The organism is Candidatus Francisella endociliophora, assembly GCF_000764555.1.
Classification (GTDB): Bacteria; Pseudomonadota; Gammaproteobacteria; order Francisellales; family Francisellaceae; genus Francisella; species Francisella endociliophora.
In genome coordinates, this window is the sequence record NZ_CP009574.1 from 1760892 (window position 1) to 1783004 (window position 22113).

A 22113-nucleotide genomic window follows, 5' to 3' on the forward strand; every position below is an offset into this window, starting at 1 on the left:
TGTGAAAATTGCTAGATATAAAAAAGGTTTTATAAAAATTGATGAATACAATAGTAAGCTTCATTTTGGAAATATATATTGTCCAGATTGTGGCAAAGTAAAACTAAAACTAATAAGGAAGGCTGGGCAAGAATCTTACTTTGATTTTATTAAAGATGAGAGTAAACATGATGAGTTATGCCCAAAAGCTAGACGACCAATACAAGACTCAAAGATAACTGAGTTAGTACAGAGTGACTCAAAGAAAGATATGAGTAAACTTAATTTTTTAGTTAATAAGAATCTAGAGAGATCAATAGACTTACTTACAAAGCTTGAAAAAGATGGTGAGCTTAAAGAGGAAGATAGACTGAATCTTATGCCATTTAAAAAACAGCAGCTTGTGGAAAATCGCACTCGTGAGTACTCAAAACAAGATTTATATACAATCAATTCTTTAGAGTTAGCAGATTTAGATATTGAAAAAATAATAAATAAGTATTGTATCGTTTATGGTATCGCAGGAATTACAGCTTCAGATATTGAAGATAGTAAGAAGTTACTTTTTAAGATAGATCAAGATTCAAGATTCTCGATATTTATAGCTCCTAGTCAAGTTAAGTATCTTGATTTCGATAAAGGTAAAAGAGCTAAGTTTGCTGTGTTTGGCAAATTTAAAAAATCAGGTAAGTTCTTAAATTTAGAAATTCGCTCAACTAGAGATTTAGTAATAAAGGACTAACTTATGAATATTAATGTTCGTTATGAAAGATTAGAAGACCAAGAATTAATTTATAGATTGATTTCCCAAGCATTTGAAACTGCTGATGAAGAAAAACTTGTTAGACTTTTACATACAGATCATCAAAGTTTGATTTCATTGGTCGCGGAGATTGATAATAAAATAGTTGGGCAAATAATTTTGTCAAAAATGAATACAGAGTCTGATAATGGCTTAGAAATTTATGGCTTAGCTCCAATGTGTGTAGCTCCAGAATATCAAAGTAAAGGTATTGGTACAAAGCTTGTTGAGGCTGTTATACAAGAGGCAAAGCAAAATAATATTGATGCAATTTTTGTCTTGGGCCATCCAAATTATTATCCTAGATTTGGTTTTAAACCGACGAAGGATTATCAGATTAAATGTCAATATGATGTGCCAGTAGATGTTTTTATGGTATTAGATTTATCAAATAAATTAAATCTATTAAAAAATCAAACTGTATTTTATGCAGAAGAGTTTAGCAAAGTCTTTTAGTTATTAAAATAAAATCTAAAATAAGCCACTTATATTGTTGACAACTAAATTAGAATATTCTAATATATTGAGTATAAGGATTGATTAGGATAATAAATATGGATCTGATGCAGATGAAAGATAATGCAAGTAAGGCATCAGCTTTATTAAAAGCAATATCTCATGAGTCAAGGCTATTAATACTATGTTTGCTCCTAAGAAAAGAGATGACAGTAGGAGAATTAGCAGAATACTCTGATCTTAGTCAATCAGCATTTTCACAACATTTGTCTGTATTGCGTAGAGAGGGGCTAGTGCAAACAAGAAAGGAAGCTCAGACAGTCTTTTATAGTTTGAAAGATCCTGCTGTGAAACAAATATTAGAGGCACTATACAAAATATATTGCGGATAAAAAATTTATTTAAAATATTAGAAAAATCTAAATTAGTAAGTACTAAAAGGAGAATGAAATGCACAATGTAAAAAATATTTCGGTAAAAGAGTTTCTTGATTTACAAAAGAAAGAAAAAGTTAAGTTAATTGATATTAGAACAGCTGGTGAACATAATAGAGAATGTATTGATTGTGCGCATAATATTATAGTAGATGATATTTATGATGCGGATATTCAACCAGATGAGATTGTAGTTCTTCATTGTCAGTCCGGTAATAGAACTAATCAAGCAGCTAGTAAGGTAAAAGATCTAAATGCAAAAGCAGTTTATCTATTAGAAGGTGGTCTTAATGCTTGGAAACAGCATAAACAGCCAACTCAAAAAAATGTAAAAGAGCCTTTACCAATTATGCGTCAGGTACAAATTATAGTTGGTTTTATGGTGCTTTTAGGAGTGGTGCTTTCATTTACGGTATCTCAATACTTTGCAATATTAAGTGGTTTCTTTGGGGCAGGACTTTTATTTGCGGGTCTTACTGGAACTTGTGGCATGGCTATAATGCTAGAGTTCTTACCATACAACAAAAGAAAGTAGAAAGGCATTAAGAAAAGGAGCTTATAAAGTGGCTAAAAAATATCTAATAATTGGTGGTGTTGCTGCAGGAGCTTCTGCAGCTGCTAGATTAAGAAGACTAGATGAATCAGCAGAAATTATAATGTTTGAAAAAGGTCCATACGTATCATTTTCAAATTGTGGATTACCTTATCATCTTGGCGGATATATAGAACCATCAGAAAAGTTGGTTTTGATGACACCAGAGAAGTTTGATAAGCAATATAATATTGATGCTCGTACTCTATCTGAAGTTGTAGATATTGATAAGTCAAATAAGCTTGTAACAATTTTAAACCATGCAACTGGTGAGAAGTATACAGAAAATTATGACAAGCTAGTAGTTGCTGTAGGAGCTAAGCCAATAGTTCCGCCGTTTGGAGGCTTAGACTCTATAGAACATTTTATCTTAAGAAATGTTGTTGATGTTGAGAAAATCCATAAAGCTGTTTTTAGTAAAGAAAAAGTTGTTAAAAATGTTACAGTAATCGGTGCTGGATTTATTGGTATCGAAGTTGCAGAGAATCTTAAAGAAAGAGGTTTTAATGTAACAATTGTTGAGATGGCAAATCAAATTATGCGTCCTTTTGATTATGAGATGGTTAAACCTTTAGAAAAAGAGCTATTAGATCATGATATTAATTTGATGCTATCTGAAAAGGTTGTTAGTTTTGAATCTGACAAAGTATTGCTAGAATCTGGCAGACAGATAGATACTGATTTGGTTGTATTATCTATAGGTGTTGCACCTGATACTGCTTTCTTGAAAAATGTAGGTATTGAGCTGGCTAAAAGTGGTCATATTCTTGTAAATGAAAATTATCAAACTTCTGATAATGATATTTATGCAGCTGGCGATGCTATTTTAGTAAAAAATGCTATTACAGGTCAGGACTTTAATCTTCCTTTAGCAGGCCCAGCAAATAAACAAGGGCGTTTAATTGCAGATCATATAAATGGTAAAAAGACTGTAAACAAAGGCTATATTGCTTCATCAGTTATTCAAATCTTTGAATATACAGGTGCAGCTACTGGTTTGAATGAAGCTTGGATTAAATTTCATAATTTAGATATTGACTATGGAGTTGCTTATACTGCACCATTTGATAGAGTTAGTATTATGCCAAATGCTGAGCATGTATTTACTAAAATTCTATTTGAAAGAAACACAGGTAAGTTGCTTGGTGCACAAGTTGTAGGTAAGGGGATTGTTGATAAAAGAGCTGATGTGTTCGCAACAGCAATTAAGGCTGGTATGACAATTGAAGATTTGCAAGATCTTGAACTTTGTTATGCACCTCCATATTCAACTGGTAAAGATGTTGTTAATCATACAGGTTATGTGGCTAATAACTTACGAAATGGAGAGTTTAAGCAAGTACCTTTTACAAAAGTCTCAGACCTTGTAACCAAAAGTGCTCAAGTTATAGATGTAAGGGAAGTTGCTGAAACTAAGAGAGGGCTATTGAATCACTCTAAGAATATACCAATGTCAGAGATAAGAAATAGATTATCAGAACTTGATAAGTCTAAACCAGTTTATGTGCATTGTCATACAGGTCAGAGATCTTATAATGTCGCTCTTATGTTACAGCAACATGGTTTTGATGTATATAACATCGCAGGTGGGTATATTATGATTTCATATTATTATGATACCCTAGAGAGATTAACAGGTGAGAAATCACCATTTAATAAACCAAACTTTAATTAATAAGTTTGTGGAAAAAACAAAGGAGATAGTTATGATTTTTAGACAATTATTTGATTACGATACGTGGACTTATACTTATTTAATCGCATCTGGACAAGGTAGAGAAGCAATTATTATTGATCCAGTTGATACACAGATTGATAAGTATCACAAACTTTTAAATGAGCTTGATATCAAACTTGTAGCTGCTATTGATACTCATGTACATGCAGATCATATTACAGCGATTGGACAGTTAAGAAATGACACTAAATGTAATTCAATAATGGGTGCTCATACAAAAGCAGAATGTGTTTCTGTGAAAATCAAAGAAGATGAAACAGTTGATTTTGATGGGTTGAAGTTGAAAGCTATCTATACACCTGGTCATACTGATGATTCGTATAGCTTTATTCTTGGTGATAAGCTTTTTACGGGGGATACTTTGTTTATAAGAGGTACTGGTAGAACAGATTTTCAACATGGTGATTCTTTTGCACAATATGACAGTATTAAAAATAAACTGTTCAAATTACCAGAAGATACAATCGTATATCCAGGTCATGACTATAATGGTTTTACTTCTAGTACTATTGGTGAAGAAATTAAGTTTAATCCAAGGCTACAAGTAAAATCAGCAGAAGAATATGCTGAACTTATGGCAAACTTAAATCTGCCAAATCCTAAATATATGGATATTGCTGTACCAGCTAACTTAAAATGTGGTCTAGTAAAATAAAATGATCTTAGTTATATTTGGTTTTATCTGTGGTATCGCTTTAGGCCTTACAGGAGGTGGTGGATCTATCTTAGCCGTTCCTCTACTAACTTATGGAGTGGGGTTAGACTTCCATAGTGCTGTGACTATATCTTTACTAGTAGTTGGTTTTACGGCAGTGTTTGGTTTATTAGTGAACTTTAAAAAGCAAGATATACATTATCTAGCTGCTATTGTAATGATAATTACAGGAGTTATTTTTGCTCCTGTTGGTAGTTATATCTCACAAGCATTATCAGATAAAATTTTGATGCTTAGCTTCTCAATACTTATGGTAGTTATAGGTATTTGGAGCTTAATCAAAGCTAGAATAATGTCAGACTCACATAACTCTGTTTGTAAGTCTGTTGGTCCTAAATGTATTGTGGCCTTGCTTATAAGTGGAGGTGTTGTTGGAACTTTAACAGGTTTCTTTGGTGTTGGAGGAGGTTTTCTAATAGTACCAGCACTTGTGTTTATTACGGCAATGCCTATTAAAAGAGCAATTAATACATCATTATTAGTGATTTTTGTAATATCAATATCAGGTTTTGCTTCACATTATGATGCAGAAAGTATGAACTGGCATGTAGCTATTATGTTTATCATAGGTGGGGTCGTGGGTATGCTATTAGCAAATATAATTAAGAAAAAACTAAACGATAAAGTATTACAAATAATCTTTGCAATTATGCTGGTAGTCTTAGGAAGTATTATTTATTTTACTAATTAGTTTTTAACCAGCCAGTGATGCTTAATCTCTGATTCTCTATGAGTACTGGTAAAACTTCGTGCTCAATTTTTTTACTGTCAAATAAAACTATCTTTCCATTTGTTGGGAATATTTGCAGGTTTTCGTTATCTAGGTAGAGTTTGAGTTGTCCACCAAAAGAGTCATTCCAATTTTCATTTAAGTAGCAAACAATTGAAATAGTTCTTCGATCATCATTTTGAAATGTGTCTAAATGCTTTTTATAGAAAGATCCTTTTGGATACATTGCATAATGAAACTCTTTAGTAACAATCCCTGCAAAACAAGTTTTATTAATATATTCTATAAATTCATTTATTTTCTCAAAAAAAGATTTTGCATATTTTGTTTCATCTATCCAACATATAAAATCACTGCGAATAGTACGTTCTAAACTTTCATTTAAACGATTACCAATAGCAGATTTTCTAAAGTAGTCAGCTTGATAAAAGTTTGTTAACTCTTCTCTTAGTTTTATAGTTTCATCAATAGTTAGCCAATTATCAATGATACAAAAACCTTTATTAAGATAGTTATCTATTATCTTTTCATAGAAAGAGTTTGAAGGGGGTAAATTAGACATCTATATGTCCAAGAAATATATGTAAGCGAATTATATACTAGAAAGTTAAAAACTAGTTATCTATTTTTATTATAAAATCATCTAAGTACTCATCAACATCTAATTCATATTCAGATATTGCAAAATGTTTAGCAGATTTTTGTTGTTTATGCATTTCTTCTGTGGAGCCATTATTATTTAAATGGTGCCATTCTGGTAAGTCTTGACCTTCAAGAAGAAGCTTATAGCTACAGCTATTTGGCAGCCATTTATGAGCGTGATTTTTAAGTTGCTTGTATGTCAGGTTTATACACTCAGGGACAATTTGTTTTCTTTTTTCATACATACTACATTGGCATTTATCAGTATCTAAAAGCTTACAACTAACTTTGGTATAGTACACCTCATCAGTTTCATCATCTTGCAGTTTATTAAGGCAGCACAATCCGCATCTATCACAGATAGACTCCCACTGTTCAGCTGACATATCTTTTAGGTCAATTTCTTGCCACCACTTGTTCATATTTCTTCTTGATAGGTTATAATAGTTATTTGCAAAATAATGATAGCTTAAATTATCTCAAAAAACACCAAAGGAATTTATGAAAACTACAGCTAGAGCAAGAAATAATGCGAGGCTTTATGCAGTGCAAGCTTTGTATCAAAAAAAAGTTGCTGATAATACAATTGCAGAATTGAAAGTACAATATTATGCAGATAATGCCGAAAGACATCAAACTGACTGGGAATTGTTCTATAGACTTATGGATGCAGTAGATACAAACTATGATGCAATTGATGAGTATATCGCAGTTAATTCAAAAGATGGTATAGACTCTATAAACTATGTTGATTATGCGGTTTTACAAGTAGCTATCGCAGAGCTTATTGAATGCTTAGAAAACCCATATCAAGTAATCATCAAAGAATATGTTGAGATTGGCTATAGTATGGGTACTGAAGAAGGCTATAAGTTTGTAAATGCTGTACTACAGAATTTAGCAAAATCTATTAGAGGTGAAGAGTAAAACTATCTTGAGAAGCTAAGAAGTTAAACTTCTCACGATGTTCTTCCTGTTTATTTTTATCTAATTCTGCAGCTAAAACACTCTCTTTATATTCTTCATGAGCTAAAATATCTCCGTTATAATCAATAATCATACTATCTCCAGCATAAGCTAGACTTGGATCACTACCCACTCTATTACAAGCTATTACATAGGTTTGATTTTCAATAGCTCTAGCTTTTAAAAGAGCTTTCCAATGTTCGCGACGGGATTCTGGCCAGCAAGCGACATTTAATAAAATATCATAATCGTTATTGTTACAGTTAAATACAGGGAAGCGTAGATCAAAACACACTGTTAATAAAATTCTAAAACCTTTGTATTCTATGATTTTACGCTGATTACCACCGCTGTATTTCTTATTTTCTCCAGCGTGGATAAATAGATGATTTTTATCATAAGTGAAGACTTGTTTGTCTGGAGTTACAAAATATAATCTATTTGCAATTTTATCATCTGTAAAAGTAGCAGCACTTCCAACAATTGCAAAATTTTTATCCTTAACTTGGCTATACATCCATTCAACAATATCTTCTTGTGAACAGGCTTCATTAGTAGGGTTCATTATAAAACCAGTATTAAACATTTCACATAAAACAACTAGGTCTGTACCGGATGAAACTTTTGATATTTTGCTTTCTAAGTTTGTATAGTTTTGCTGTTTGTTATCCCAAACTATATCTGATTGTATAATATTGACTTTTAGCTTTGACATCTTATCTCCTAACAGAGTTTATCTAAAAAAAGTTTAGCAATGTTTAGCCATATATTTAAGTTTTATTATCACTGCATAAGAATATTTTATTTATTGACAAATAAATAGGCTGATAAGATAATAAGATTATTCTAATCCCGTGTATAAAAGAATTATGGAACTTTTAAAGAGAAAATTTTATGCAGTATTTTTGGTTATCATGTTAGCAACGATTTCTAGTTGTGCAATGTTTGGTAATGATACTGGTACTAGCTATGAAAATGGCTACTATAGTACAACTATGAAACATAGCTATAATGAAGTTTATGACGCTACTATAGAAGCAATTAAAACTGGCGAAACTTATGACTCCAGTGGTAGTACATATGATATTAAACTAAATAAAAAAACAGATGAAGCAGCTGTGATAGAAGCGTTTAGTAATAGAGATAGATCTGACTATCTTGAAGTTGTTATCAAGCCAGAATCTGATAAGCTTACGAGACTTTCTATAAAATATGGTTCTCAAGGGAACTCTATTAGGTCTTCGGCATTAGAAGATATTATTGATGGTAATATTAAGTATGGTAATCTTTAAAAAAGTTTAAGAATTCTGTAACTTCCAAATTTAAATGCCAGCTAAAATTTTAGCTCCTTTTATTATATCTTGATCTTTTTTAGCAAAGCATAGTCTTAGAAGCCCATTTTGTGGTTTTTCAAATAATGATGATATTGGTACTAAGCCAACACCATAGTCTTTGATAAGTTTAGTAGCAAAAGTATCATCATCAAGATCACTTATTTCACTATAATCTAAAACTTGAAAAGGTGAGCCTTGCCAATCTAATATTTTAAACCTTGAACCTTTAAGGTTTTCTCTAAGTAAACTGTTTTGTTTTTTATAGAGTTTATGTAAATTCTCGTAGTATTCTGGATATTCTAGAATACCCTCAGCTAAAGCTAGTTGCATAGGATGAGCAGCTGAGAAAGTCGCAAACTGTTTGATTGCTAAGATATTTTTGATAATTTCAGCAGGGGCTATTGCCACACCTTGACGCCAGCCTGTTAGGTTATAAGTCTTACCAAGCGATTGAAGCACGATTAGCTTATCCCATAGTTGAGGTATTTGTATTGCACTTACATATTTGTCACCAGCATAGATATGCTCATACACTTCATCAGATATTACCAAGATATCTCTATCTTTTATAATCTTAGCTATCTCTTGATATTCGACTTTTGAGATAACTGTGCCCATAGGGTTATGCGGAGAGTTTAATATTATAATTTTAGTTCTATCTGTTATTGCATTTGCAATAGCTTGAATATCAATATTGCCATTTGATAGTAACTTCAATCTTACACATTTACCTTGATTAAAGTTTGTGACACCTGCATAAGTATCAAATATTGGATCAAACATAATTACTTCATCATCTTTACCAACATAGGTTGATATGGCTGAGAAAAGTCCTTCTTGCGCACCGGCAGTTATTGCGACATTTTCAAAATCTATATCTACATCATAGCAGCATTTAGTTTTAGTAACTATTGCCTTACGAAGTGCTGGAGCACCAGGAATTGGGGCGTATTGATTTTTGCCATGGTGCATATAGAAGTTCGTACGATCTATTAGCCATTCTGGGGTATCAAAATCTGGAGCACCTTGTGTAAAATTTACAGCTTTTTCTTCAGCTGCCATCATAGCAAATTTGCCATATACAGATGGCGCTGTACTGATATAAGGTTTTGGTTGAATCATAATCTTTGATAAGAAAAATAAACACTAGTTAAATTATAGTATAAATTTTGGTACGGTACTAATATTGATTTTGGGTATAATTGAATTATATAGAATACTTTTACTATGTTATTTATGAACGATGAAGCATTTAGAAATCATTTGGTAGATATTACTTTCAAGGATTCTGAGGAAGCTATCTTTAAAGTTAATGATGACATTCCAGTTATAGGTAAAGTGGATGGGAACAAACTAACCATTCCTGACTGTTGTTATAAGGCATTGTCTGGGGATTATTATATTATTAGTTTTCTTGAGCAATTGGAAAAATACATAAATAACATACCAGTAAATAAAGATAGCAGTGCGCCCAAAATTATCAGTTATTGTGTTTTTAGAAATCAAAATATTATAGATGAAATATTAGATAAATATTCAGATAAAGACATAAGGTTTGTTCATTGTTTTTTCATATTTTCGGGAGTAATAAGATTTAATATTAATAATGAGAAAAAGAGTATCTGGTTTGGTAATTGTTATTTCAAAGGACAGTTAGAATTATCAGGAGAATTGAAAAGATTATCTTTTATGCTAAGTGACTTTCTTGGTATTGTTAAATTTAAGATAATCAAAATTTATAATATTCAGTTTAATGATTGTGTGCTCAATAAGAGTGCTTTATTTCCAGGAAAATTAAAGAAGTTATCAAGAGACAGTTTACTATCGGTTGAAAGTTGTATATTCAAAGATATGGTAAAAATGCAATATTTTGAATATGAGCTTGATATTTCTTTTCAAAAGACTGAGTTTTTAAAAGATGTGTATTTAGATGTAGTGTCTAAGTTTCTTGGTAAACTAGTTTTTGTCGATGTTCAGTTTTATGGTAAAGCTAATCTTAGTTATTCTATGTTTGAAAAAAATGTTATTTTTAAAAATGTAGCTTTTAAGAATAACATAGATATTTCTTATGCAGAGTTTTTAAATGTAGTAGATTTTTCTAGCTCAAAATTCCAAAAAATGATTGCAGATAATACAAAATTTCATAAAGATAGTATATTTGAAGGAACAACATTTAGTAATTTAGTTGATTTTAAATATACAACATTTAAAGAAAATTCTAGTCTTAGAGCTGCACATTTTATTAAAGGTTTAAATCTTGCAAGAGTAAATATAAACAATTCCGCTATTTTAGACTTTCATGATGCTGAAGTTAATAATGGAAATTCTTATCAGATAAGTATAAAGGATAAACAGGAAACTTGTAGAATCTTAAAGCATGAATCACTAAAAAAGAATGATACTATCAAAGCGGTTGAATTCTATAAAGACGAGTGTGAAAGCCATTATCAGACCTTAAAATGGGATAGCCGAGATTTTTTTAATAAATTCATATTAGCGTTTGAAAAATATGTCAGTAATTATGGAACATCGATATTTAGATCCATAGTTTCATTGGTATTAATAAATATAATGTTTGTTGTTCTGACACTGTTAAAACCATATCTATTTACAACTTGTCTATTTTTACTATCTATATTTATAGGGTATTTATCTTCATTTGATAAACATAGTAGTATTTTGAATAAGATGGTTTATTTTACCTTCAGTATTATTATAAGCTATGTAATATTAAAGCTTGGTATATTTACATATCAAATTTTTGATTACTTGACATTTAAATCTACGCGATTTTTACCTATAGACGGTTCTAAAGGAGTGAGTTTTGCAACTTTAATACATATTGCTATTAATGCGACACTAGTTTACGAAATAATCAAAAGCTTTAGAAAATATTCAAGGAAATTATAGAAATATACTACGATTGAGCACTATCATTAGCTCTAAATCGGTGATCTCTTCTTTCATGACGATCTTTTAGTCTATCTTCCCTAAATGGAGTGACTGAATTTACTAGTTTTCCTCTTTTGGCTCTGTGATGTTTTTTAACTTTTTGGGTATCAGCATTATTATTTATATTAGTTTGCGTATTTAGAGTGTTCTGTTGATTGTTACTTGTAACCTTAGAACCATCTTCAGCTGTTGCTAAACTTGTAAGCATTAAAGATATAAAAGATGCGGCAATTATTTTTTTAGTCATCTTCATAAATAGCTCCTTATGATTGATTTATCTGCATTGCTTAGCTCAATATAGATAGAGGAAAGTATATGCAGTAATTGAATTATAGCAGTATAAAAAAATATAAGTGATATTTTATGATAGGATAAAATAAATTATCTACTTTTAAATAAGTTAAAATAATAGGGGTTACTGAAATATTTAGATACTTAAAAGTTCTTCTATTTTATTAACCGTAATTTCTTGCTTCTCTTGAGTCTTACGATTTTTGTACTCAACTAAGCCTTGTTCAAGTAGTCTATCGCCAATTACTATATGATGAGTATAACCAACTAGATCAGCATCAGCGAACATTACACCTGGGCGATTGCCTCTATCATCAAGTAAAACATCTATACCTTTTGCCTGTAGATCTTGATAAAGCTTGTCGGCAGTGTTTTTGACATTTTCAGACTTGTTATAATTGATAGGCAATATCGCAACCTCAAATGGTGCTATAGCCTCTGGCCAGATAATACCGTTATCATCATGAGACTGCTCAATTGCTGCAGCCATTACACGAGAAACACCAAAGCCATAACAACCCATTAGCATAGGTTTTGGTTTACCATCTTGCCCTATGATTGTTGCATTCATAGGTTTTGAGTAAACATCTTCAAGCTCAAAAATGTGACCAACTTCGACACCATTTGTTAGCTCTATGGTACCGTTACCATCAGGAGAGATATCGCCAGTTACTACATTTCTAATGTCAGCAACTTGATAATCTGTTACATCTCTATCCCAATTTACATTTGTAAAATGATAATCATCTTCATTTGCACCACAAACTACATCTGTAAGCTCAACTGCACTGTAGTCAGCAATTATTGTAATAGGGCAGTTGTAGATACCAAGTGAACCAGGATTTGCTTTGAAGATTTCAAAAATCTCATCTCTAGTAGCTAAACTATATGGTGTAACGATCTGCTCTAGCTTGTTGATCTTAGTCTCATTAAGCTCATGATCGCCACGGATGACTAGGGCAAAGAAGTTGCCTTCAGCATCTTTAATGACCATAGTTTTGATAGTCTTCTTAATATCAAAACTCATTTCCTTACAAAGTTTTTCGATAGTTTTGATATTAGGAGTGTGTATTTTCTCAATAACATTTTCAGAAGCTTCTTTTTTGCTAAGATTAGGCTTTGCATAAGTTGCAAGCTCAATATTAGCAGCATAATCACTACCATTGCTATAGCAGATAATATCTTCACCAGCATTTGCTAATACTTGAAATTCATGGCTATTATCACCACCAATTGCGCCTGTATCTGCTTTTACAGGGCGATACTCTAAACCAATTTTATTTAGAATATTACAATAAGTTTGAAACATAACTGCATAAGTATTATGTAAGCAATCGATATTCTCATGAAATGAGTATGAATCCTTCATGATAAATTCACGAGCACGCATTACACCAAAACGAGGACGAATTTCATCTCTGAATTTTGTTTGGATTTGATAAAGGTTTAGAGGTAGCTGTTTATAACTTTTGATAGTATCTCTAGCCATATCAACTATTGGCTCTTCATGAGTGGGACCATAACAAAAATCTCTGTCATGTCTATCTTTTAATTTTAAAAGTTCTGGACCAAATTTATCCCAACGGTGAGTCTCTTGTAAAAGTTCAGATGGTAGTACACTTGGTAGCAATAATTCGCTTGCTCCAGCTTTATTCATCTCTTGGCGAACAATATTTTGGATCTTCTGTAAGACTTTAAGACCCATTGGCATCCATGTGTATATTCCAGATGCTAATTTCTTAATAAGTCCAGCTTTTAGCATATATTGATGACTTGCTAAAACAGCTTCTTTAGGTAGCTCTTTTGTAGTAGCTATAAGTGTTTGCGTTGCTTTCATAAAGCTAATAAATTTTATAAGTGAAAATGTGAGGTAAATTATAGCAAAAAAACAATTACAAGATATAAAAAATGACTCTAGATAGAAGGAAGTTAAGGAGATATGAAAAAACTAAGGAGTTTTTATCTATCTAGAGTCAGCTTTTATTTGATAAAAAGTCAATTAGAAAATTTTTCTAAAAAATAATGACTTTGTTTGGAAGTAAGTATTATATTTATGTTAAATTTTAAGTCAAGAGTTTTATTGCAAGTTTTATAGATTAAAAAGCCAATAGCTATTTGGATCTGATGGGCATAGGTGTGGGCCGCATTCTACAAAAGTATTTAAAGTATTTGCTAATGTTAATGCTAAAATTAAGAATATAGCCACTTTAGTTATTATATTTAACTTTTTCTTTTTGGTTTCATTTGGAGTTGTTAGACCACATATAGTCGCATATAGAATAAATACAACGCTAACAACAAAATTCCAAGTATACATATGTAAAGAAAAAACTGCGTCTCCATAACTTCCAGTGCCAGGAACAATATGCAAAAGTATTTGTGTGATAGCCATTGCAGCATTTAATAATGCTACTAGTACAACAAAAAGATAATGTTTGTATCTATTGCCATGAGTTAAATTCAATAATAATCCAAAGGCCAGTAGACTAAGAGCCATTCTTTGAAAAACACAAAGTGCGCAAGGTAGTTCTTGAAGGAAAAGTTGATAATAAAAAGCCATAGCTAGAATTATGGATATTCCAATTATAGCAATAGAATCAAATAAATCTAAAATATTATTTCTCATTGTAAAGCTCCTTATAGTTGAATATTTATATATCTAATTGTATGAGGGATAAATACTATAAGTAATAATCCTAAAGCGATGAAAAATAATATTTTTGCTACCTTATATTTATCTGTTACTGCAAAAACTAAGCTTAGAAATGTTATTGAAAAAATTAAAAAAATCATTTGATGAAATCTCTTAAGTTTGTAATGTACTAAGAGATTACTATAAGTTTTTTAATAAGTTAAATCGATATTTTGTAAATAATATATAAGATATTCTGATATATGTATCGTGGACATACTTAGGGCTATTTAGAATTCATAAATTTAGAGATAAGAAAGGAGGAGAAAAATATAAACTACTAAATAACCCTAAGCTAAAATTTTATTGTAGTATGAAAAGTTTTTGTGGAATCTGTGGCTCCCCGAGACGGACTTGAACCGCCGACCAATTGATTAACAGTCAACTGCTCTACCGACTGAGCTATCGGGGAACTTGGGATGTATTATAGGTTGGGTTTGGCTATGTGTCAACCACTTTTTACAAAAATGTATAGAATTTTATCAGCATTTATATACTACAGCCTTTATGTTAAGATATTCGCAATTAAAAATTACTATATAGACCTTAAAAAAATAATATGGAAAATCAAGTTGTAGAGAGACAGCAAGAGCTGATTGATGAAATGTCTTTTTTTGATGATTGGGAAGATAAGTATGATTATGTTATATCTTTAGGAAAACAGTTGCCAAAATTTCCAGAAGATAAAAAAACAGAAGATAATTTGGTAAAAGGTTGTCAGTCGCAGGTTTGGTTTGATAGCCATTTAGAGCAAGGAAAATTACATTTTGTGGCAACTAGTGATGCTCTTATAGTCTCTGGACTTATCGGCATGCTTTTACGAGTATATAATGATGCTACGCCTGTTGAGATAATTAATTCGAATACAGACTTTATTAAGCAGATAGGGTTTGGTAATAATTTAAGTACGACTCGAGCAAACGGTCTTAAATCAATGCTTGATTATATTTATATAACAGCAAAAGAAAATCAGTAAATGAATGTTTTAGTTTGTAGACCTACTAAAGATGCAAAAGATTTGTCTGAAAAACTCCAAAAAAATGGAGTTGCAGCAGTATGTTTACCAACTATAAAAATTAAGCTAATTAATGTTGAGATAAATCTGGAAGCTTACACAAGCATTATATTTACTAGTAAATATGCTGTAGAAAGTTTATTTAATTCTATTCCCGTAAAATCTCTTAAGGGTAAAAAAATATATAGTGTCGGAGCCAGTACAGCAGCATATTTAGAGAAATATGAGATAGATGCTATATATCCTGCTAAATATAACTCAAAGGCTTTGGTGCAATTAATTCAAAGAAATAATATTTCAAAAGAAAGATTTTTGGTAGTTTCAGGAGTATCTGGAAATGACTTATTAGTAACTGAACTATCTAAACAAACTATCTGTAAAAAACTAGAAGTTTATGAAAGAGTATTTGAGGATGAACAGTTTTTAGCTACAGAGTATAAAAATCTTTTTAGTGATGCTGAGCCTGATGTGATTATTACAACTAGTTTGGACGTATTTAAATCTTTAAATAGAATTTTAGAAAAAACACAATTATCAGAGCAAGCAATAATTACCATAACTAGCTCAAAAATGCTAGAATTTGTAAATAAAGAGGGCTTTAAGAATACTCTAAAGCTTGAAAGGTTAAATAATAACTATATTTGTAAACAAATATTGGAACTTATAGAGGCTAAAGATGTCGACAGAAAAAAACATTCAACAACAAGAAAAAGCTAATAAGAATGCTAGTCAAAAAAAAGATCAGTCTTCTGCAAATGTTAGGAAAAAAACTACTGGGTCAATAGTCTCAAAATTAAGCCTAGTTATATCTTTAGCAGCCGTTGGTTTAGCGGGATATGCCGTTACCAATGATTCAACTTTTTTAAAAGACAATACTAAAGATGATAAACAATATGCTCTTTTAGAAAAACAAATTGAAAAACTTAAACTAAATCAAGATGAACAAAAAGGTATCTTGGATGATGTTAGTGCTCAGAGTGATTCTCAAACTAACAGTATTAAAGCAATTCAGTCTCAGGTTAGTACAGTAAGCAGTCAAGTATCAACACCTGCAAAAGATATATACTTACAGATGGGTGTTGCTAACATTCAGTCTGCTATAGACTATTTAACTTTAGCTAAAGATGTGGCTATTTTTACAGGCGATACTACAAAAGCTACAGCTCTTGCTGATATGGCTTTTGATAAAATAGAGGCTAGTAAAGTAGCAAATATTAGTGCGAGTGATCGTCGAGCAATAAAAGAAGCTTTAAATAATTATCTTTCAAAAAATGATGTTGTTAAAGATTTTGTTTTAATCCAGCAGCAAGTACAAAAACTTGAATATATAACGCCTGAAACCTCAGAAAATGCTAGTTCTAAGCAGTCTAAAAATAAATATATGAAACTACTTGGTTCGATTGTTCAAATTCAAGATATACCAAAAGATCAGCTTTTAGTGTCGTCAAATCAATCAAAACAGTTAGTGGCAGATGGGTTATATAATGCTTTGATATCACTTCAAAGTGCTATGTATACAAACAGTCAAACAGCAATAGATAGTGCTAGAGATAATCTTTTAACTATCATCAAAAAGTACTTTGTACAGAATGATAATGCAAAGTCGGTTGAAAAAGAACTAAAAAATATTAAAGCTCAAAGTGATGAGAAGTTAGATGATAGTTTAAGTAAAGTGGTAAGCCAGTTATCAAAACAGCAAAATGAACTTCTGTCTAGAGATACGGCTTCTATGAATAATAGTGAAAGCGAAAAAGGAAGTGAAAAATGATTAAGATTTTTAAGCTTGTAATAGTTGTCGCTTTAGCTACGATGATTGGTCTTTGGGCGACGAAATATCATGGTTATATCATGCTAGTTTTAGCAGATAAAACTATTAAAATGAATCTTGTGGTTTTTGTTTTTGCTGCAATAGTTTTTCTTTTCTTACTTATTTTTGGTGTTAGGATAATTAAACTCTTGTTTACGTTTCCATATCAGCTATTTAATTGGCTAATAGGGTTGTTTACAATTAATAAGCAAGAAAAGTTTGCTGACTTGGTAGCAGACATCTCTCTACAAAATAATAAACTAATAGACAGACTCAATATTTCTAACATATCTAAAATTACACCAAAGTATTTAAAGGATTATATTCTTTTTAAGAAACTAAGTGTTGTTGTGGAAAATAATGGTATTAAAGAGCTGGAGAAAGCCTTAAAGCAAGTTGATCCTAAATCATTTAGTTATAAATATTTTGTAGTGTATAAACTTTATTTAGTACAAAAGCTTAGTGAAGCACAGACAAAAATCTTAATACTGTTAGAAACTAAAGATATTCGGTTATTACCTTGTATTGTTAATTTAGCAGCAAGAATTGCTTTAGCAGATAAGGACGATGCTTTTGCTCTTAAATTACTAGAGAAATATGATGCTTATTTAAAAACAGATCTTGAAGAAAAGTTAATAATTTTGGCTATGAGAAAAGCAAAAGATGTTACAAAGTTATCAGATATCTATAAGAAATCAGATACTACAGATATGCTTAGTAGAGTTTACCTTGAGCAGTTAGTTGAGTTGGATGAAATGACTGTAGCAGAGAAGCTTGCTAAGAAGCAGCTTGCCCATGGAAATATCTCTGCTGAGATGCTTAAGCTTTATGTAAATGCGTTTGGTATGCCTGTTAGTAGATTAATAGAAAAGGTTTTAGATAAATCAAACCAAGATCGTTTTAGTGTGTTAGAGTTGTTAAATCTAGCAGTTGTAAAATCAGATAGTCATAGCTTTAGAATAATTTATGACTATATTGAAAGAAGTCTTAAGGATAAGCTCTCTATAATAGAGCTAGAGAAATACTCACATATCTTATGTAAGTTTTATATAAAAAATGGTGAAGTTTCTGGTTTAGATCTATCTGAAGCAAGACTTGTATATAGAAATAACTAGAAAAGGGGAAGTATATGCAAATTAAAAGATGGTTTTTAAATAATAGTTTAAGAAATTACCAGTACCTTTTGTATGATGAAAGTAATGCTATAGCTGTTGATCCTTTAAAAGCTGATGTTTTTGATGACTTTATAAAAAGCAAAAGTTTACAACTTAAAGCTATTTTAATAACTCATAAACATGGAGATCATATAGCTGGCGTTAAGAAGTTACTTGAAATTTATCCAAATGCTAAAATTTATGCTTATACTGATAACGACTTATTTAAACCTGATGTATATGTTAAAGATGGAGATTATGTAGATTTAGGATTTACTAGCTTCAAAGCTATGTATACACCTGGACACATATCCGATCATATAAGTTTTTTATTCGAAAAAGAACGCGCATTATTTTGTGGTGATGCTTTATTTAATGCCGGTGTCGGAGGTGTTCATGCAGAGAGTGCAGATGTAAACGAGCTTTATGACTCTCTAGTTAAGATCTCTCAGCTTGATGGAAATATTAAGCCATATCCAGCTCATGATTATTGGCAGAGTAATTTGGATTTTGCTCTTAGTATTCTTCCTAATGATGAAGTCTTGATACGTTACAGAAATGAGGTGGCAGAACTAGCTGCGGAAGATAAGCCAATAGTTGATCTGGCAGAAGAGAGTACATTCAACATTTTTATTAGATCTTTGAATGATAAAAAACTCTTGGAAGCTTTACCAGAGTGTAAGCTTGGTAGAGAAATGTTTGTTAAGCTTAGAGAGTTGAAGAATAAGTTTTAATTTTCTTTTTTAGTATCTTCTTTTTTATCATTATCTGCGTTATCTTTTGATTTTTCATCCTTTGGCTCGATCTTTGTTCTGCTTATTTCTCTAGGGAAGCCGCCATTGAGACCAAGTCTTTGAAGCTTGATAATATCTGGAGCCATTGCTCGCTTACTATCATAAGGACCAATATACATCCTAATCCAGTTACCAACACGCTTGAATTGAGGGTTTAGACCATCTTCTTTCATCTTCTTAACGTACCACGATGTTTCATTCATATTTCTAAATGAAGCAATTTGGTAAATATAAGTATATTTATATTGAGCTCGTTGAGCCTGAGGTTCAACGTCAACTTTAACAGTATCGTGTTTCAGGTTATCATAGAATGTGAATACCATTTTTCCACTTGGGGTTTTCTCTGCGAAGTCTGGATTTTGGTCACTATTTTTTTTCTCAGAGGTTGCGTTATCATCTTCTTTGCTATCACTAACCTTAGATTTCTCAGCTTGAAGTTCAGCTTTTGCTTTTTGCTCTTCGGCTTTAATTTTTTTAAGGTGTTTATTGATAATTTTAGAAGCAACAGCGATACCTAATAGGCAGATTACAGCAATTATTAAGAGCTTTTTTCTTTTGGTGGTTTTTGGCTTTTCAGGCTCTTGTTGAGTCTCTTTTTTTATTTTCTTTGGCGCATCAAATCTTGATAGGTCTTTCATAAGCTCTATTTTGTAACAAATTTGTTTAAACTAACTAAGTGTTTAATCTGTTATTATATCCTAGAGAAGATTATAATTAATAGTTATATAAATATATAGGGTTTTGTTATGCGTTATAAGAAAAATGATAAATATGTTGTTAAAGGCTTTCACGAAAGCTGCCCGACAGCATTTAAAGACAAAATAATAGCGATGGGTGTAATTGAAGGTCAAGAGTTGACTATTACAAACAAATCTATATTGGGCGGTCCAATAGCTTTTGAGACTAATTGTGGTACATTTTCATTACGCAAAAAAGATCTAGAATTTTTAAAATTAGAAAAAATAAACTAAAAAGGGTAGTAAGATGAAATTAAAAAAAATACTGTTATTAACATCTGTTTGTACAGCTACATTAGCTACGACAAACTTGTATGCTGCTGGTACAACAGCTCCTATACACCAACTAACTAGTCAAGAAAAATACGATGTCAAAAATTTGATTATCTCTAATTTAGACTCTCTATTTCCTTATCAAACACAGATATCAGTAGGTAAGATTAATCAAGATAGTAACGGCAATATTGTTGCCTCTGATATTCTAATAATGAGTGGCGGTACGAAGAATCCTAATATATCCATTAACAAACTAACTCTTGATGGGTTAAAAGTAAATGAGAGTGTAAGTGATGACTTTAGTATAAATGTTGAAGGTTTAAGTGTTACAAATCTTGCTTCATCTGTTGCAAATAGCAATGTTGTTAGCGCAAAAATGGATCCAAAAGAATTAGCAAATAACAAAGGTTTTTTTGCTGCTGTAATGAATACTCTTGGTCAAGGGCTATATAACTTCCAGTTTAAATATGACTATAGTAATAGTAAGTTGAAATTTGAGCTTGATTCTACAGTTAATAAGAAGCCGTTCATATCAGAAGATTTTGAATTAACGGATACTGCTTTATCAGGAACAGAAGTAAATGGTGATTTTCTTGCTAATCTTGAAAGAAAAGCCCTAGATTCAAAGATTAAAGAGTTTGAGTTTGACGCAAATTTTTCAGAGGTCTTAAAAGAAATTACAACTCAATATTTTGGTAAAGGCTATAAGCAGACACCTGATGTGGATTTAAAAGGTAATTTTGGCAAGCAACCAGGTAAGTTTGTATTAGATTTAGATGCCAAGCTAGGTTCTCAAAGTTATTTGAAATATAATATTTCTATGGCAGGTATTGATTTAGAAAATGCTAGCGTTAAAGATGTTATCTATGGTTCAAAGAATGTTTTAAAAAATGCTTATGTAGAGCAAAATACAGCTGACTCAAAAATTGAACTTGAATTTGATAAAGAAGATTTTCCAAAAGATTCTCCTGCTCAAAAAATCTTGTCAGCGTTAGGAAAAGATAAGTTGCATATAACAGCAACTTCTGATCGTGATTTTACAGGTTCAGATTACACTACGGATTTAAATATTTTAGTGTATGGTTTAGCTAGCTTTAATGTAAGTAGTAATGCACAAGTAGATGGTAAATTGAAATTACTTCCTTATCTGGGTGTTGGAGCACAGCAGCAAACTGATTTATATGACTGTAAAGATCAGTTATGTTTGACTGATATTAATTTTAAATTTGCAAATAATGGCTTACTTGAAAAAGCTGCAAGATATACTAATCAAGATCCAAATACTACGCCACAGCAAATACTAGGATCTTATGGGGCATTATTACAACTTTTTGCTGTACAACAAAATGATAGATTCTTACAGAAAACATTATCATCATTGGCTATGTTTTTACAAAATCCTAAGAATATAGCTGTGGATGTAAAAGCGAAGAAACCAGTGAATGAAACTGCTTTACTAAATATGATATTAGATGATGCGAAAACACTTCAAAACCATAACCCTATGAAAGGTGGAAGAGTGGATTTAAGTAAGAAGCCAGATATCAAGTTATTAGATGATTTGCAAAGGGTGTTTGATATTAATTTTGATGTGAATGGTTAGTTGGGAAATCTAAATTTACTAAAAAAAGTAATTCTGATAAATTAAAGCGTATCTGACTATTGACAACGCTTTAAAATAAGGTAATATATACTCTCATAAAGCGGGAATAGCTCAGTGGTAGAGCACAACCTTGCCAAGGTTGGGGTCGCGAGTTCGAGCCTCGTTTCCCGCTCCATACTCTTAGGTTTGTATGGCTGAGTAGCAAAATGGTTATGCAGAGGCCTGCAAAGCCTTGGACGCCGGTTCGATTCCGGCCTCAGCCTCCACTAACTGCCCGGGTGGTGAAATTGGTAGACACAAGGGACTTAAAATCCCTCGAGACTTAACTCTCGTGCCGGTTCGAGTCCGGCCCCGGGCACCATTATTCAAATATATTTTACAAAGTCTGTATTATACCTATACCT

26 protein-coding genes and 4 tRNA genes are annotated in these 22113 nt (G+C 31.4%); 20 read left to right on the plus strand and 10 right to left on the minus strand.

What is annotated here, in order from left to right; translation table 11 throughout:
* The first annotated feature begins 1 nt into the window (after position 1).
* The 7 genes from QI37_RS08655 (at position 2) to QI37_RS08685 (ending at position 5407) form a co-directional block, all read left to right on the plus strand.
* Positions 2-721, plus strand: a complete 720-nt coding sequence (locus QI37_RS08655; protein ID WP_040010409.1) for a hypothetical protein — start codon at positions 2-4, stop codon at positions 719-721.
* A 3-nt stretch (positions 722-724) separates the two neighbouring features.
* Positions 725-1237, plus strand: a complete 513-nt coding sequence (locus QI37_RS08660) for a GNAT family N-acetyltransferase (protein ID WP_040010410.1) — start codon at positions 725-727, stop codon at positions 1235-1237.
* Between the two features lie 98 nt (positions 1238-1335).
* Positions 1336-1629, plus strand: a complete 294-nt coding sequence (locus tag QI37_RS08665) for an ArsR/SmtB family transcription factor (RefSeq protein ID WP_040010411.1) — start codon at positions 1336-1338, stop codon at positions 1627-1629.
* 58 nt (positions 1630-1687) lie between these two features.
* Positions 1688-2206: a rhodanese-like domain-containing protein gene (locus QI37_RS08670; RefSeq protein ID WP_040010412.1), complete on the plus strand. Its 519-nt coding sequence runs from the start codon at positions 1688-1690 to the stop codon at positions 2204-2206.
* 28 nt (positions 2207-2234) lie between these two features.
* Positions 2235-3938, plus strand: a complete 1704-nt coding sequence (locus tag QI37_RS08675) for an FAD-dependent oxidoreductase (protein ID WP_040010413.1) — start codon at positions 2235-2237, stop codon at positions 3936-3938.
* Between the two features lie 31 nt (positions 3939-3969).
* Positions 3970-4656, plus strand: coding sequence for an MBL fold metallo-hydrolase (locus tag QI37_RS08680; RefSeq protein WP_040010772.1), 687 nt, complete (start codon positions 3970-3972; stop codon positions 4654-4656).
* A 1-nt stretch (position 4657) separates the two neighbouring features.
* On the plus strand, positions 4658-5407 hold the full coding sequence (locus QI37_RS08685) for a sulfite exporter TauE/SafE family protein (protein WP_040010414.1): 750 nt from the start codon (positions 4658-4660) through the stop codon (positions 5405-5407).
* On the opposite strand, the gene QI37_RS08690 is transcribed toward QI37_RS08685, so the two are convergent.
* Both QI37_RS08690 and QI37_RS08695 read right to left on the minus strand, forming a co-directional pair.
* Positions 5400-6008: a 2OG-Fe(II) oxygenase gene (locus QI37_RS08690; RefSeq protein WP_040010415.1), complete on the minus strand. Its 609-nt coding sequence runs from the start codon at positions 6006-6008 to the stop codon at positions 5400-5402. The genes QI37_RS08685 and QI37_RS08690 overlap by 8 nt on opposite strands.
* Before the next feature lie 52 nt (positions 6009-6060).
* A complete protein-coding gene (locus QI37_RS08695) occupies positions 6061-6510 on the minus strand; it encodes a YcgN family cysteine cluster protein (protein ID WP_040010416.1) in 450 nt (149 codons plus the stop codon).
* 79 nt (positions 6511-6589) lie between these two features.
* Between QI37_RS08695 and nusB the strand changes: the two genes are divergently transcribed.
* Positions 6590-7015 carry a transcription antitermination factor NusB gene (nusB, locus tag QI37_RS08700; RefSeq protein WP_040010417.1) on the plus strand — a complete coding sequence of 142 codons (426 nt, stop codon included), beginning with the start codon at positions 6590-6592 and terminating at the stop codon, positions 7013-7015.
* Here nusB and QI37_RS08705 read toward each other — a convergent pair.
* Complete coding sequence (locus QI37_RS08705) at positions 6999-7769, minus strand: amidohydrolase (protein ID WP_040010418.1); 771 nt, start codon at positions 7767-7769, stop codon at positions 6999-7001. The two genes, nusB and QI37_RS08705, sit on opposite strands and share 17 nt — an antisense overlap.
* A 154-nt stretch (positions 7770-7923) precedes the next feature.
* Here QI37_RS08705 and QI37_RS08710 point away from each other — a divergent pair, with 154 nt between their 5' ends.
* On the plus strand, positions 7924-8346 hold the full coding sequence (locus QI37_RS08710; protein WP_040010419.1) for a DUF3568 family protein: 423 nt from the start codon (positions 7924-7926) through the stop codon (positions 8344-8346).
* Between the two features lie 30 nt (positions 8347-8376).
* On the opposite strand, the gene QI37_RS08715 is transcribed toward QI37_RS08710, so the two are convergent.
* Positions 8377-9510 (minus strand): aminotransferase class I/II-fold pyridoxal phosphate-dependent enzyme, encoded by a 1134-nt coding sequence (locus QI37_RS08715; RefSeq protein WP_040010420.1) that lies wholly within the window; start codon positions 9508-9510, stop codon positions 8377-8379.
* Between the two features lie 114 nt (positions 9511-9624).
* On the opposite strand from QI37_RS08715, the gene QI37_RS08720 reads away from it, so the two are divergent.
* Positions 9625-11298, plus strand: coding sequence for a pentapeptide repeat-containing protein (locus QI37_RS08720; protein WP_040010773.1), 1674 nt, complete (start codon positions 9625-9627; stop codon positions 11296-11298).
* A 7-nt stretch (positions 11299-11305) separates the two neighbouring features.
* On the opposite strand, the gene QI37_RS08725 is transcribed toward QI37_RS08720, so the two are convergent.
* From QI37_RS08725 to QI37_RS08740, 5 genes are all read right to left on the minus strand, one after another.
* Complete coding sequence (locus QI37_RS08725) at positions 11306-11593, minus strand: hypothetical protein (protein WP_040010421.1); 288 nt, start codon at positions 11591-11593, stop codon at positions 11306-11308.
* Between the two features lie 174 nt (positions 11594-11767).
* Positions 11768-13468 (minus strand): proline--tRNA ligase, encoded by a 1701-nt coding sequence (locus QI37_RS08730; protein WP_040010422.1) that lies wholly within the window; start codon positions 13466-13468, stop codon positions 11768-11770.
* 252 nt (positions 13469-13720) lie between these two features.
* The gene (locus QI37_RS08735) at positions 13721-14257 is read right to left on the minus strand and encodes a disulfide bond formation protein B (RefSeq protein ID WP_040010423.1); all 537 of its coding nucleotides are present in this window, start codon (positions 14255-14257) and stop codon (positions 13721-13723) included.
* An 11-nt stretch (positions 14258-14268) separates the two neighbouring features.
* Complete coding sequence (locus tag QI37_RS10320; RefSeq protein WP_200883197.1) at positions 14269-14424, minus strand: hypothetical protein; 156 nt, start codon at positions 14422-14424, stop codon at positions 14269-14271.
* A gap of 235 nt (positions 14425-14659) precedes the next feature.
* Positions 14660-14735 (minus strand) — tRNA-Asn (locus QI37_RS08740).
* A gap of 147 nt (positions 14736-14882) precedes the next feature.
* Here QI37_RS08740 and QI37_RS08745 point away from each other — a divergent pair.
* The 5 genes from QI37_RS08745 to QI37_RS08765 are packed head-to-tail and all read left to right on the plus strand — an operon-like array spanning position 14883 to position 19033.
* The gene (locus QI37_RS08745; protein ID WP_040010424.1) at positions 14883-15299 is read left to right on the plus strand and encodes a SufE family protein; all 417 of its coding nucleotides are present in this window, start codon (positions 14883-14885) and stop codon (positions 15297-15299) included.
* On the plus strand, positions 15300-16055 hold the full coding sequence (locus QI37_RS08750) for a uroporphyrinogen-III synthase (protein WP_040010425.1): 756 nt from the start codon (positions 15300-15302) through the stop codon (positions 16053-16055).
* Entirely contained in the window at positions 16015-17106 is a 1092-nt protein-coding gene (locus QI37_RS08755; RefSeq protein ID WP_040010426.1) for a hypothetical protein, read from the plus strand. Before QI37_RS08750 ends, QI37_RS08755 begins: the two co-directional genes overlap by 41 nt.
* Positions 17103-18260, plus strand: a complete 1158-nt coding sequence (locus QI37_RS08760; RefSeq protein ID WP_040010427.1) for a heme biosynthesis HemY N-terminal domain-containing protein — start codon at positions 17103-17105, stop codon at positions 18258-18260. Before QI37_RS08755 ends, QI37_RS08760 begins: the two co-directional genes overlap by 4 nt.
* Positions 18261-18274: 14 nt before the next feature.
* Positions 18275-19033: an MBL fold metallo-hydrolase gene (locus QI37_RS08765; protein WP_040010428.1), complete on the plus strand. Its 759-nt coding sequence runs from the start codon at positions 18275-18277 to the stop codon at positions 19031-19033.
* Here the strand turns inward: QI37_RS08765 and QI37_RS08770 are convergent.
* Positions 19030-19731: an SPOR domain-containing protein gene (locus QI37_RS08770; protein ID WP_040010429.1), complete on the minus strand. Its 702-nt coding sequence runs from the start codon at positions 19729-19731 to the stop codon at positions 19030-19032. The two genes, QI37_RS08765 and QI37_RS08770, sit on opposite strands and share 4 nt — an antisense overlap.
* A gap of 108 nt (positions 19732-19839) precedes the next feature.
* Between QI37_RS08770 and QI37_RS08775 the strand changes: the two genes are divergently transcribed.
* From QI37_RS08775 to QI37_RS08795, 5 genes are all read left to right on the plus strand, one after another.
* Positions 19840-20064 carry a FeoA family protein gene (locus QI37_RS08775; protein ID WP_040010430.1) on the plus strand — a complete coding sequence of 75 codons (225 nt, stop codon included), beginning with the start codon at positions 19840-19842 and terminating at the stop codon, positions 20062-20064.
* 13 nt (positions 20065-20077) lie between these two features.
* Positions 20078-21709, plus strand: coding sequence for an aq_1923 C-terminal domain (locus QI37_RS08780; protein ID WP_040010431.1), 1632 nt, complete (start codon positions 20078-20080; stop codon positions 21707-21709).
* Between the two features lie 100 nt (positions 21710-21809).
* Positions 21810-21884, plus strand: a tRNA-Gly gene (locus QI37_RS08785).
* Positions 21885-21901: 17 nt separating this feature from the next.
* Positions 21902-21975 (plus strand) — tRNA-Cys (locus QI37_RS08790).
* Positions 21976-21981: 6 nt separating this feature from the next.
* Positions 21982-22070 (plus strand) — tRNA-Leu (locus QI37_RS08795).
* The last annotated feature ends 43 nt before the right edge of the window (positions 22071-22113 follow it).